This window comes from Maribacter sp. (genome assembly GCF_049667165.1).
Classification (GTDB): Bacteria; Bacteroidota; Bacteroidia; order Flavobacteriales; family Flavobacteriaceae; genus Maribacter_A.
The window spans coordinates 19,297-33,176 of the sequence record NZ_JBATHS010000094.1; the positions used below are offsets into that span (position 1 = coordinate 19,297).

7 protein-coding genes and 2 tRNA genes are annotated in these 13,880 nt (G+C 42.1%); 8 read left to right on the top strand and 1 reads right to left on the bottom strand.

The window, feature by feature from the left end; all coding sequences use genetic code 11:
- Positions 1-50: 50 nt before the first annotated feature.
- From WBM98_RS05195 to WBM98_RS05205, 3 genes are all read left to right on the top strand, one after another.
- Complete coding sequence (locus WBM98_RS05195; protein ID WP_424364968.1) at positions 51-2,087, top strand: HD family phosphohydrolase; 2,037 nt, start codon at positions 51-53, stop codon at positions 2,085-2,087.
- A gap of 122 nt (positions 2,088-2,209) precedes the next feature.
- A tRNA-Ser gene (locus WBM98_RS05200) sits at positions 2,210-2,293 on the top strand.
- Positions 2,294-2,526: 233 nt separating this feature from the next.
- A tRNA-Pro gene (locus tag WBM98_RS05205) sits at positions 2,527-2,604 on the top strand.
- Positions 2,605-3,042: 438 nt separating this feature from the next.
- Here WBM98_RS05205 and WBM98_RS05210 read toward each other — a convergent pair.
- Positions 3,043-3,927 (bottom strand): AraC family transcriptional regulator, encoded by an 885-nt coding sequence (locus WBM98_RS05210; RefSeq protein WP_424364969.1) that lies wholly within the window; start codon positions 3,925-3,927, stop codon positions 3,043-3,045.
- A 117-nt stretch (positions 3,928-4,044) separates the two neighbouring features.
- Between WBM98_RS05210 and WBM98_RS05215 the strand changes: the two genes are divergently transcribed.
- The 5 genes from WBM98_RS05215 to WBM98_RS05235 all read left to right on the top strand — a co-directional run.
- Entirely contained in the window at positions 4,045-5,433 is a 1,389-nt protein-coding gene (locus WBM98_RS05215; RefSeq protein WP_424364970.1) for a sugar porter family MFS transporter, read from the top strand.
- Between the two features lie 159 nt (positions 5,434-5,592).
- Positions 5,593-8,892 (top strand): DUF5107 domain-containing protein, encoded by a 3,300-nt coding sequence (locus WBM98_RS05220; protein WP_424364971.1) that lies wholly within the window; start codon positions 5,593-5,595, stop codon positions 8,890-8,892.
- 260 nt (positions 8,893-9,152) lie between these two features.
- Complete coding sequence (locus WBM98_RS05225) at positions 9,153-11,987, top strand: glycoside hydrolase family 2 protein (RefSeq protein WP_424364972.1); 2,835 nt, start codon at positions 9,153-9,155, stop codon at positions 11,985-11,987.
- A 24-nt stretch (positions 11,988-12,011) separates the two neighbouring features.
- On the top strand, positions 12,012-13,475 hold the full coding sequence (locus WBM98_RS05230; protein ID WP_424364973.1) for an arylsulfatase: 1,464 nt from the start codon (positions 12,012-12,014) through the stop codon (positions 13,473-13,475).
- Positions 13,476-13,483: 8 nt separating this feature from the next.
- On the top strand, positions 13,484-13,880 hold a 397-nt coding region (locus tag WBM98_RS05235), incomplete at its 3' end, for an alpha-L-fucosidase (RefSeq protein WP_424364974.1).

Here is a 13,880-nt window from a genome sequence, read left to right on the forward strand (position 1 = left end):
CTATTATATTTTCTATTTTTGACAATCGATATGAATTAGATACACAATTGTTGGATAAGCTCTACAAAAACCAATCCCTCATTTATAAATACTTCCTTTACGTAGTATCTATTTTTTGTATTGTGTTCTTTTTCCCCAAAGGGGGGAAGTTCAAATATGAATTTCAAAAAGGCAAACCTTGGCAATATGAAAATCTATATGCGCCATTCGACTTTTCCGTAAAGAAGACCGAAGCGGAACTGGCAGCCGAAAAACAACGCATAATCGATGGGCAATACACGTATTATCGATTCGATGAGGCCCTTGCAAAGGAAGTATACCAGGAATTCGACACCGGCTTTGGCAGCACCTTCAAAACCGATGATTACAGTGTGGCCGAGCTTAGTAGGATAAAAAAAGCCGGTCAGGCCGTGCTCGACCAGGTATATGAAAACGGTATTTTGCAAAAGTCATACCCCAATGAGGCCGGGAAAAAGGTATATCTGATAAAACAGAATGAGGCGAATCTAATCGATTATGATGCTATATTAAGTCTTCGTGAAGTAGAGGAGACCATAGGTAAGGTTTTGCGTGAAAAACAAATGGGGCGATATACCAGGGCCTATCAATCGCTTTTTTTCAATCTGATAAAGCCCAATGTAGCCTACGATGAGAATCTGTCACAAAAAGCCTTGGACGATGAACTGTCCAAGCTATCATTGACCAGGGGTACCATAGATGAAGGCAAATTGATTATCGCCAAAGGGGAAGTTGTAGAATCGGATAACTATAAGGTTTTGGAGTCCTTGAAAGACGAATTTGAATCCGAACTCTGGGCATCTAACAATTACTATTATATACTTGCTGGTTATACCGTTCTGGTGGCGTTGGTACTAATCATGCTTTTTCTGTTCTTAAAAAAGTACCGTCGTGAAATTTTCGAGAACGGTACCAAGGTCACATTTATCTTTATGAATATACTGCTTATGGTATTCATAACGACCTTGGTGGTCAAATACAATGAGGCCTATGTATTTGTGGTACCCTTATGTATACTTCCGTTGATCCTAAAAACATTTTTTGATGCAAGGCTAGGCTTGTTCGTACATGTACTTACCGTTTTGATCCTGGGCTTTGTGGTCCCGAATAGTTTCGAATACATCTTTATTCAAATCATAGCGGGGATTGTGACCATTCTTACGGTTTCCGAGTTGTATAAAAGGGCGAATCTCTTTATATCCGTAGGACAGATTACCTTGATCTATATTGTTGGCTATTTGGCCTTTCACATCATTCATGAAGGAAACCTCGATAATATCATCTGGTTGACTTTGAGCTTGTTCTTGTTGAATGGCATGATCACTCTTTTCGTACAACCCTTGATTTATGTCTATGAAAAGATTTTCGGACTTGTTTCCGATGTGTCCTTGTTGGAATTATCGGATACCAATTCCAAATTATTGAAAGAGCTTTCGAACAAGGCACCTGGAACTTTCAACCATTCCTTACAGGTGGCGAATCTGGCGGAAGCGGCTGCCAATGAAATCGGGGCAAATGCCATGTTGGTTCGTGTGGGGGCCTTATACCACGATATTGGTAAATTGGGGAACCCTTATTATTTTACTGAAAATCAAATTACCAATGTGAATCCGCATGATGATTTGGAGCCCCGTGATAGTGCCCGAATCATCATAAACCATGTGATCGAAGGTATCGAGATTGCGAGAAAGAACAATTTGCCGGATCGGGTGATCGATTTCATACGTTCGCACCACGGCACCACTATGGTCTATTATTTTTATACCAAACAAAAGGAAATGGAGGGAACTTTGAATGAGGACGATTTCAGGTATCCTGGTCCCATACCCTTTTCAAAGGAGACGGCGATCCTTATGATGGCAGATTCGGTTGAGGCCGCTTCAAAAAGCTTAAAGAATCCGACGTTTATGGTCTTGGATGCGTTTGTTGATAAGATCATTGGGGGGCAAATGGCGGCCAATCAATTCTTGAATGCCGACATTACCTTCAGGGAAATAGAGACCATCAAGAAAATCTTTAAGCAAAGACTAACGAATATCTATCATTTACGGGTAGAATACCCTGAATAATGCTGTTATTTGTAACCCTATAAAAAAATAGGGAAAATAGTTGCGTTCTTTAGCATATAAATTTACATTTGCATCCGCATTTTAATCCGATGGTTATCGGAACGTTCTTTAAAAAAAATTTAGGAGAGGTGCCGGAGTGGTAACGGAGCAGATTGCTAATCTGTCGACGCGTAAGTGTCGCCTGGGTTCGAGTCCCAGTCTCTCCGCCTTCGCCGGCCGTAGCCTTTTTTGGCGAAGGCCGGCTTTAATATACTTGGCCGGCTTCGGTGGACTTGTTCCCTGATCCCGTGCCAATCTGAAATAATTGAAATAGATAACCCTTTCGGGGTGTAGCCTTTCGGCTTCGCTCAGGATAGGCTCCGCCCGGTTATCGGTCTACTTGTATAAGTTTCAGGTGGGTTAGTGAGTCAAAATTATGAATCGAAATTGATAACCTTTTCGGGGTGTAGCGTAGCCCGGTTATCGCGCCGCGTTTGGGACGCGGAGGTCGCAGGTTCGAATCCTGCCACCCCGACCAAAAAAAGCCAGACAATTGTCTGGTTTTTTTGTTTTCGAGCGTCAAAAGCTTGCTTTTGTAAGTTTGAAAACATATAAGAAAGTAACCGAAGGTTTCAGGCTTTTGTTGAGCACCGACCCCCCTTTCAGGTTCACCGATCCCGAGACTTCGGGGGAGGTAATCCTGCCATCCCGATTAAAAGGGTGTTGTCAAACGACACCAAGTTTTCACTAATCTTATGAAAACCAATGATTCAAATAATTCTTGGTTTCATTTGAGTAGTTTTAATACCATTTTGAGCGAGACCTATTGGGTTACCTATTATTAAGTTCCCGATTTATTAACTTTCTTATTCACAATCTACTTTTCAAGGCGATTTGTTTGCAAGGCCACCCTTCGGGCTTCTTCCAATACAAAGTAGAGGAAACAATACCTTCCTGACCAGAAACCTTCAATAAATCACAAAACAGCCAAACGCATCTTTTTGAATTTAGCAGGAGACCTACCCATTACCTTTGAAAAAACCCTGGAAAAGTAAAACGGATCCTCGTATCCCAATTGCTCGGCGATATCCCTGATCTTCATGTTGGAAAACTCGATGAGATGACATGCCTTTTGGATTTTAAGATAGATCGAAAAATTTAAGGGAGACTGCCCTGTTTTTTTCTTGAACAACAAGCTGAAATGGGATTCTGAAAACCCCGAATATCTTGCTAATTCATCTACGGTCATTTGCTTGTTGAGGTTTTTTTTCATGTATTCAATACATCTGTTGATGCTGTCATCGTTGTTATACTCCTTGCGGGATTTAAACTGTAAGAAATATTTGAGTGAGCCCAACATATGCCATAAACACGTATTGGCATATTCTAGGTTTTCATTGGAATATCCAGTTGTGAGGTTATTGTAGATTTCATCGAAAAGAAAAACCCGCTCAGCAAACCGACCCTGCATTTGAGATCCAATTTCGTATGACCTTACGGTTGGATTGATAAAAAGCGATGCCTTTTCCCCTGCAAAATGCAACCAGTATATGCTCCATGGGTTTCTGGTTGAAGACCAATATTTGTGAGCAATGTATTGTGGAATGATGATATACTGGTTTTGCTTCAGTTCAAACTTTTGCTGCTCTATTTCAACGAGACCTTCACCCTCAACACAGTAGATCAAAACGTGCTGGCCTATTCCTTTCGTTCTTTCCCGAAAATGAAATTTTGCATGGGGATAATACCCGATATCGGTTACGTAGAGCAGTTTGGTTAATGGATTAATACGGAGGTTTTCAATAATGGAATCGGGAAGAACCACTGATTTTTCCCCTTTAAAACCCTCCCCTCTTTTCATTTGTTTATTTTTTGTAAAATTAAGAGAATAATCCATCTTACGAATAATTATCCATTGTTACAACGATATTCTTATCATACATTTGGTCAAATCCATTATTAAAATCCAAAACGAGTGATGAAGAATAAATCGCAGGGCATGTATATTTTGGCTATTTCGCTGATCTCGGCCTTGGGGGGCTTTCTGTTTGGGTACGATTGGGTAGTGATAGGAGGGGCCAAACCATTTTATGAGCAGTTTTTTCATATTGCGGATATTCCACACCTACAAGGATGGGCAGTGAGTTGTGCACTTATCGGATGTATTCTCGGCACCCTTATTTCCGGGGCTCTCAGTGACCGATACGGCAGAAAGAAATTATTGATATTTTCTGCCTTATTGTTCCTAATTTCTGCGATCGGTACTGGGGCGGCCAATACGTTTACACCTTTTATACTTTATCGTATTTTGGGGGGTATCGGTATTGGGTTGGCCTCTAATTTATCTCCCATGTACATCGCAGAAATCAGTCCGGCAAACGTAAGGGGCAAGTTCGTGTCCCTTAATCAGCTAACCATCGTAATTGGAATATTGGCAGCGCAAATTGCCAATTGGTTTATTGCAGATGGGATGGACAATGAAATTACGGGTGCGGAGATACTCAATTCATGGAATGGCACAATGGGATGGCGATGGATGTTTTGGGCTGAGGGCATTCCGGCAGTACTATTTTTTGGCATGATGTGGTTCGTTCCTGAAAGTCCCAGATGGTTGGCAAGAAGACATAAACATGATAAAGTAAATCAGATATTGACAAAAATAGGAGGCGTGGATTATGCCGCCAATGCCATTTTGGAAATCGAGAGTTCCATGAAAAATGAGGGCGATAAGGTGAGTTTTTCTTCTTTGTTCAGGCCCGGGGTAGTTGGTGTGGTCGTCTTGGGTATTGTATTGGCCGCCTTTCAACAATGGTGTGGCATCAACGTGATTTTTATGTACGCCGATGAGATATTTACCGCTGCAGGATACAATGTTTCAGATATGCTTTTCAATGTGATCATCATCGGAACAGTGAATCTTTTGTTCACGTTGTTGGCCATGTTTACCGTAGACAAAGTCGGTAGAAAAAAACTGATGCTTATAGGGTCGGCCGGGTTGGCAGTTATTTATTCCGTCCTAGGCACTTTTTACTATCTCGGCATTCAGGGTTGGCCGCTGCTCGTGTTGGTGGTTTTGTCCATCGCCTGTTATGCTTCCACCCTGGCACCCATCACCTGGGTGGTGTTATCCGAGATATTCCCAAACAGGATCAGGGGAGTGTCAATGGCAGTGGCTACGTTTTCACTTTGGACAGCCAGTATGTTGCTGACATTCTTTTTTCCCATCATCAACAATGCCATTGAAGCTTCAGGGAGCTTTTGGCTATTCGCGATATTATGTTTCGGAGGTTTTATATTCATAAAAAACAAACTGGTTGAGACAAAAGGGAAGTCCTTGGAGGAGATTGAGAAAGAACTTGTCAATTGAATTATTTCACCAATTACAGGTGTTTTTATTGTCCCAAAATGATTATCGTAAAAGTCGCGCATTGCATAGTTTGGTGCATTATCAAATAGGTTGTAGGCACCTAAGGCCTAAGGAAAATTTAGAATTCGGAGTAAAGATTAACGTAAAGTTAAGCTGCATATGGAAGTTAAAGCTTGGAAAGAAATCGTGACCATTCCCACCTATGAAATAGGGGAACCCGAGAAGAACCCCATTTTTTTGGAGAAACGGGTTTATCAGGGAAGCAGCGGATCTGTATACCCGCATCCGGTCGTTGAGAAAATTTCGGATGAAAAAGTGGACAAGGAATGGACGGCCATTTATCTGGAGAACAACTACCTGAAAATAATGATCCTGCCTGAATTGGGAGGTCGGGTGCAGATGGCTTATGACAAAATGAAAGAACGTCATTTTGTCTATTACAACCAGGTGATAAAACCGGCACTTGTCGGCTTGACCGGCCCATGGATATCGGGAGGCATAGAGTTTAACTGGCCACAACACCACCGACCTAGTACGTACGACCCTGTGGATTTCCAGATTGAGGAAAATGAAGATGGTAGTAAAACGGTTTGGTGCAGTGAGGTAGAGCGAATGTTTCGTACAAAAGGAATGGCCGGATTCACCCTTCATCCCGATAAGGCCTATCTCGAGATTAAAGTAAAGTTGTACAACCGCACCGCCCAACCCCAGACATTTTTATGGTGGGCCAATCCTGCGGTGAAGGTAAATGACCATTATCAATCGGTTTTCCCGCCCGATGTGAATGCCGTGTTCGATCACGGAAAAAGGGACGTGTCAGAATTCCCGATTGCCAAGGGGGAGTATTACAAGGTTGATTATTCACCGGGTACGGATATTTCCAAATACAAAAATATACCGGTACCTACTTCGTACATGGCCATCCAATCCGACTATGATTTTGTGGGCGGTTATGAAAATGATAGCAAAGGGGGCATGTTGCATGTGGCCAATCATCATGTGTCACCCGGCAAGAAACAATGGACATGGGGAAATGGTGAATTTGGCAAAGCTTGGGACCGAAACTTAACGGATGAAGATGGCCCATATATTGAACTGATGTGCGGTGTTTATACAGACAACCAACCCGATTTCTCTTGGCTCATGCCTTATGAGGAGAAGAGCTTTTCACAATATTTTATACCATATCGCGATTTGGGGGTGGTTAAAAATGCCACCAAAGAGGCTATGCTAACTATTAATCTGGAAAATGGGAAAGTGGTGTTAAAAGCCTTTGCGACATCTGCATACCCAAATGCACAGATCAAGGTTGAAAAAGGGGATATGATTTTAATGGAGGATACTTTTGATTTTCACCCTGGGGTCAGTTATGAAAAACAGTTTGAGATTGAACCTACTATCCCCTTGCATGAATTACAGGTAATTATTGCTGACCGAAAGGGAAAAGTTCTAGTGGAGTGGCAAGCTGGAAAACCCGAAGTAAAACCGATTCCTGAGGCAGCAAGAGCGGTAAAAGAGCCAGCAGCGATTAAAAGTAACGAGCAACTTTTTCTCACGGGTCAACATCTAGAGCAATATCGTCATGCCACTTTTGACCCTGCTGCCTACTACAGAGAGGCACTTGCTAGGGAGCCAGGCGATATCAGAAGCAACAATGCAATGGGGTTGTTGTTGCTGCGAAAAGGAAAATTCGCCCAAGCACAATCCCATTTTGAAATAGCCATTGCAACGATGACGCAGCGCAATCCAAACCCTTACGATGGAGAACCCTATTTTAATCTTGGGCAAGCATTGCGTTATCAAGGCAAAGATGATGAGGCCTACAACGCGTTTCATAAGTCGGTATGGAATGATGCTTGGATGGCTTCTGGTTATTTCCAAATAGCCCAGTTGGATTGTATACGAGGTAATTGGGAGTTGGCCTTAGAAAATATTGATAGGGCATTGGTCCGTAATTGGCATAATCACAAAGCCCGTCATCTGAAGGTTATCATATTAAGGCAGTTGCATGTAACGGAGGAGGCCGAAGAATTGATCAAGGGGTCTTTGCAATTGGATGGCTTCAATTTTGGGGTGTTGTACGAAAAACAGTTATTGACAGCAGACGAAGGAGTGTTACAACAATTCAAATCGTTGATTCGGGACAATATGCACACGTATATTGAATATGCCCTGGATTATGCTTGGGCTGGTCAATATCAGGAAGCAATTGGATTATTAGACCTGGCGATCTCCTATCAGGAAAAAGTATATCCTATGGCACATTACTATAAAGGCTGGATGCATACCAAATCGTATAATCAGAATACAGCCATAAAGGAATTTGAAATCGCGGAAAAATGTCTGCCGGATTATTGTTTTCCAAATCATCTGGAATCGGTGCCGGCACTTCAAAATGCCATTGAGTTGAATCCGAAAGGGTCTAAAGCGAATTATTATTTGGGGAATTTCTGGTATGCGGCACGTCAGGTAAATGATGCCGTACAATGTTGGGAGCGATCTATTGGGCTAGACCCTGATTTTTCAATCGCCCAGCGCAATCTGGCATTGGCCTATTACAATAAGTTGGGTAAAAAGGAGGCCGCCCTTGCATTGATGGAAAAAGCCTTTGCCCTGGATACCTCAGACGCTCGAATCTTGATGGAATTGGATCAATTGTACAAGAAACTGAACTATACCCACGCGCAACGTGTGGATTTCCTGACCAAGTATCAGGAATTCGCTGAAAAAAGGGATGACACCTACCTTGAGCTGGTCACTTTATACAATTTGACCGGACAATACGAAAAGGCCTTGGAAATGATCTCAAGTCGCATTTTTCATCCTTGGGAAGGAGGAGAAGGGAAGGTTTCGGGGCAATATAAATTGAGCTTGGTGGAACTGGCAAAAAAGGCAATTAGGGGCAAGGATTTCGATCGTGCCATACAATACCTGGAGATGTCAAAAGTATATCCCAATAATCTGGGAGAGGGTAAATTGCATGGCATACAGGAAAACGATATCGATTATTGGTTAGGCTGTGCATATGACGGGGTTGGTAACAGTAAAAAAGCAACTGAATATTGGGAGCAGGCAACAAAGGGAAAATCAGAACCTACGGCTGCGTGGTTTTATAATGATCCCCAGCCGGACATGATTTTCTATCAAGGGTTGGCTTTGTTGAAACTGAATAGAAAAGCAGAAGCCAACAATCGGTTCAATAAATTGCTCGCCTACGGTGAAAAGCACTTATCAGACCCTATAAAAATCGATTATTTCGCTGTGTCCATGCCAGATCTTCTGATTTGGGAGGAAGATTTGAAAATACGAAATCAAATCAATTGCCATTATTTAATCGGACTCGCCTATAAGGGTAAAGGCATGAACACCGAATCAACGTTGTTTTTTAAGAAGGTTTTGGAGACTGATAATTCCCATATTGGGGTGATTTCCAATAGTGAGTTGCTTGTGGATTTTTAAAATGAAGCTCAGTAATAAAGATTTAATCCGACCCAATCATTTTATGGTAGTTTAAGTACCTTAATTTGTTTTTTTCAGGATCTATGAAACATCTGTTGTCCATAATAAATCATTTGTTTTAAGAGGAGGTTTTTCCTCTATGTACCTTTACCATATAAACATGTTTTACGGCATGAATTTGAGACCAGCTTGATGAACTATTTACAATGAACAAACCCATTAAAATCATTTGCTCTCTATTAATTCTAATCCCCTTTTTGATGAATTCCCAAAATTCTGAAAGGGTCAAGATGAATTTTAACAATGGATGGCGTTTTCAATTGGGTCATCTTGAGGTTGCCAACTATAAACCAGAGGTCGATGATACGAAATGGGAGTTGGTGAATGTGCCACATCCGCTCGAGCTTACCACAATGGACCTTAACGGGTATAATGACGATAAATATCAGGATACCTTTATGAGAAAAGTGGGTTGGTATCGTAAATCGTTTGAGGTAACCGCGAATTCAGAGAAAAGGATCTTTCTTGAATTTGAAGGAGTGCACCAGGTCACCGATGTTTGGGTTAATGGCAAACATGTAGGCCAACATGCTGTGGGAGGCTATACCCCTTTTCATTTTGATATTTCAGACTATGTTGATTACGGGGGTACGAACCAGGTTACCGTTTTGGCCGATAATAGAAAGAGCGATGATGTGCCACCGGACCCAGGACCTATGGACTATATTAAGTTTGCCGGCATGTACAGGGATGTCTACCTCGTTGAGACCAGTCCACTGCATATAACCTTCAATTGGGAATCTGAATCATCGGGGCAAACCATAACCACCCCAACGGTCGATCCCGTGAATATGAATGGGACCATCAATATCAAAACTGCGGTAAAAAACGAAACCGAAATAATAAAGAAAACCACTGTAGTCAGTCGCCTGGTGGACCATGAGGGCGTAGTGGTATTAAAATTGACCCAGACCAAGGACGTGGAACCCGGTCGTGAAATAGTCTTCAATCAAATAGGAAGTATGGAGGATGACCTTCGCCTTTGGTCAATTGACGATCCCTATTTATACAGGGTAAACACGTTGGTTTACGATGATGATAAGCTCGTTGACGAGATTGAATGCAAAAGGGGTTTTAAAAAGATTGAAATCACGGATACCAAAGGCGTTTTATTAAACGGAAAACCTTTGAAATTGATTGGCGCGAATAGGCATCAACACTATGGTTTCATTGGGGATGCCCTGCCCAATGCCCTGCATTACAAAGATGTATTGCAACTAAAGGAATTGGGCATGAATGTGCTAAGAACCGCACATTACCCCCATGATAATGCCATATTGGAGGCCTGTGATGAATTGGGCATGTTGGTCTATGAAGAGGCACCAACCTGGATGGCTATTGGGAACGAAGCATGGTTTGTCAATTATGAGAAAGCAGCTCGGGCCATGGTGAGAAACCATCGGAACCATACTTCGGTTTTTATTTGGGGAGCTGGCATAAACCATAGGGGATATGTACCCATGGCGCATAATGTTATTAAGCAGGAAGACCCTTTCAGGTATACCGCATCGCAAAGTAGCCGATGGACAGGATGGCAAACATCCGGTCTTACCGATATATATGGGCAAATGGTCTATGGCCCTTATTATTGGAGTGGAGATGAGCCTGTATTGGCGATGGAAGGTCGTACGGGGCCAAAAGCGGTAAATGAATATATGGCAGATCCTATGAAATTGGGACTGATATCTTGGACGGCACATGCGTATTACACCTTTCATCCAACCAAAACCCCGAAAAACAGAAGTCGGGGAGGTATGATGACCGTTTTCCGATATCCTAGGCCAGAGTTGATGTGGTACAAAGCCGAACTAACTGATTACCCCTACATTCATATTGAGACGGACTGGAAAGAGGGTGTTGATGAAGTTGTAGTGTATAGCAATGCTGAAAAGGTGCAATTGCAGGCCAATGGGAAGACGATCGCAGAACAATATCCATCACGAAACGATGAATACAAATACCTGAATCATGCCCCATTCATCTTCCCCATACGTGACTTTGAAAAAGGAACATTGACAGCGAGTGGCAAAATCGATGATAAGGTTGTGGTTTCAGATCAAGTAAAGACACCGGAAGCGCCTTCAAAACTAATGTTGGAATTGGATATGGTCGGAAGGGAATTCGTGGCAGACGGATCGGATATTCTGGTGGGCTATGCCAAGGTGGTCGATAATAACGGAACCCTCATTAGGGATGCAGAAATGAATATCTCATTTTCTGTAAAAGGCGATGCTACCATTGTGGGGGACAAGGAACAAATAGGGTCAAATCCGATGTTTACGGAATATGGCGTTGCCCCTGTTCTTATTAAGGCAGGTGCGACTCCGTCTAAAATCACCCTAACTGCTAGAGCGGATGGTTTAAAACCGGATATGGCAACAGTAAGCACTAAAAAAGCAAATTTCAATGTAACGGAAGCACACGCCAAACCGATTTATGATTTTGAACAAATAAAGGTTGATTTGGGTGGTGAGGAACAACTGGTTCAATTCGATTGGATTCCATGGAATGGTGATGATTACACAGCTTCAACCAAAACATTCGAACAAATGGGTGGATTTTCAGCAACGATACAAGCTACGGGTGACGAGAACAAGACGCGATGGTTGGGTGAAATCAATGTAATGGGCAAATATGGATTTGCAAATGGCGAAGGGGTTCTAGGGAATTCAAAGGAAGGGCTTACACTTGAATTTTCAGGGTTGAAGAAGGGCAATTACAAATTGCAGACCGTACACCATGCCCCAAGAACCAATACGGATAGTATGGATCCGAATCAGGAAAAGATGACCACGTATGAAATATATCAAATACCCTATGCGAAGCGCATTGATATCAAGGTCAATGATGCCAAAGGTTCCGCTCAAATGAAAAATATAAAAGTTACGGAAGGCAAGGATATGCAGACCCAGCCATTTGGCGCTGCCGAGATTTTGTTTACTACCGACGGAGAAAATCCGGTGATGATCCAGTTCGCCGATAAGGAGCAAAACGCGGTCTGGCTAAACAGCTTTGTTTTAAGTGAATGGTTTTAATAGTTTAAACAGAAACAGAACTACATGGAAATAACTAGGATGAACAGGAATATCGTACTTTACTTTTTCGTTTTTTTAGGCTTGTCTATCTCATGCAAAGAAAAAAAACAGGAGGTTGAAAAGAACGTGCTACCGAATATCATCTATATTTTGGCTGATGACTTGGGCTATGGGGATTTAAGTATCACCGGGCAGAAAAATTTCACTACTCCAAATATTGATAGGTTGGCAAAGGAAGGTATGCTTTTTACACAGCACTACGCTGGTGCCACGGTATGTGCGCCTTCGAGATCAGCCTTAATGACAGGAATGCACACAGGTCATACCCCGGTTAGAGGGAATAAGGAAATTAATCCAGAAGGTCAATGGCCATTACCAGCCGAAACGTATACTTTGGCAGAACTTTTAAAGAAAAAAGGATATACCACCGGAGCATTCGGGAAATGGGGACTAGGATTTCCTGGTTCTGAAGGAGACCCTTTAAAACAGGGTTTCGATAGGTTTTATGGATATAATTGCCAACGTCTTGGTCATCACTACTATCCATACCATTTATGGGACAATGACAAAAAAATAATACTTGAACAAAATAAAGGGTTCAATAAAGGGCAATATGCCCCAAATCTTATTCATACCCAAGCCATTTCATTTATTGAGAAAAATAAGGACACCCCCTTTTTTCTATATTATCCGAGTGTAATCCCACATGCAGAACTTATCGCTCCTGAGGAGTATATGGACAAATATCTTGGCAAATTCGAACCTGAAAATGAATTCAAAGGAAGGGATGATGGGGAAGAATATAGGAATGGCGATTATGAATCGCAAAAAAATCCGCATGCGGCTTTTGCGGCAATGATCAATCTATTAGATGATCAAGTTGGTGAAATCATGGCCAAGGTGAGTGATCTGGGACTCGAGAATAACACCTTGATCATTTTCACTTCCGATAACGGGCCCCATTTTGAAGGGGGTGCTGATCCCGATTATTTTGACAGCAATGGCATATATAGGGGATATAAAAGGGATCTTTATGAAGGGGGTATACGGGTGCCAATGATTGCTAAATGGGAAGGTTCAATAGAGGAGGGCAGTTCATCTGAACATATATCAGCTTTCTGGGATATATTCCCCACTTTGGCCGAATTGGTTGAAGAAGAGGTAAGTGACACAATAGATGGCATTTCCCTTCTACCTACCTTGCTCGGAGATGGCACCCAAAAGAAACATGATCATTTGTATTGGGAGTTTCATGAACAAGGAGGTCGACAGGCCATTAGAAAAGACAATTGGAAACTCGTTAGATACAACGTGAGTGAAGATGGATCCTATGAGCTCTATAACCTTGATCATGACCCAAGTGAATCTGAGAATTTGGCCTCTAAAATGCCTGAAAAGGTCATTGAACTTGCGAAAGTATTGGAGCAAAGTAGAACGCCTTCAGAGGTGTTTCAATTTAGTCAAGAGGCGTTCAACGCGGAACAATAGTTTAGATTATGACACTAAAATCTACCGTACTTTATCTTATTGCCTTCCTGGTCCTGGGATGTCATGAAAAGGAACCCGTTCAGGCAAGGATAACAGATTCGAATAAATCAACCTACGATTCCAATTGGAGTTCCTTGCGAAAACACCAGACACCACAATGGTTGATTGATGCCAAATTCGGAATTTATACCCATATGAGCCTTCAAACCATTAAAAACATGCCTGGGAACGAAGACAACATGCTGCATGAATTAATACCAGACTTTAAACTTGATAATTTCAATCCAGCAGAATGGGCTGATTTATTTAAAAGAACAGGTGCGAAATTTGCCGGTCCTGTGGCATGGCATGGGAGTGGCTTTTTGCACTGGGATAGTGATATAACTGATTTCAACAGTGTTGATA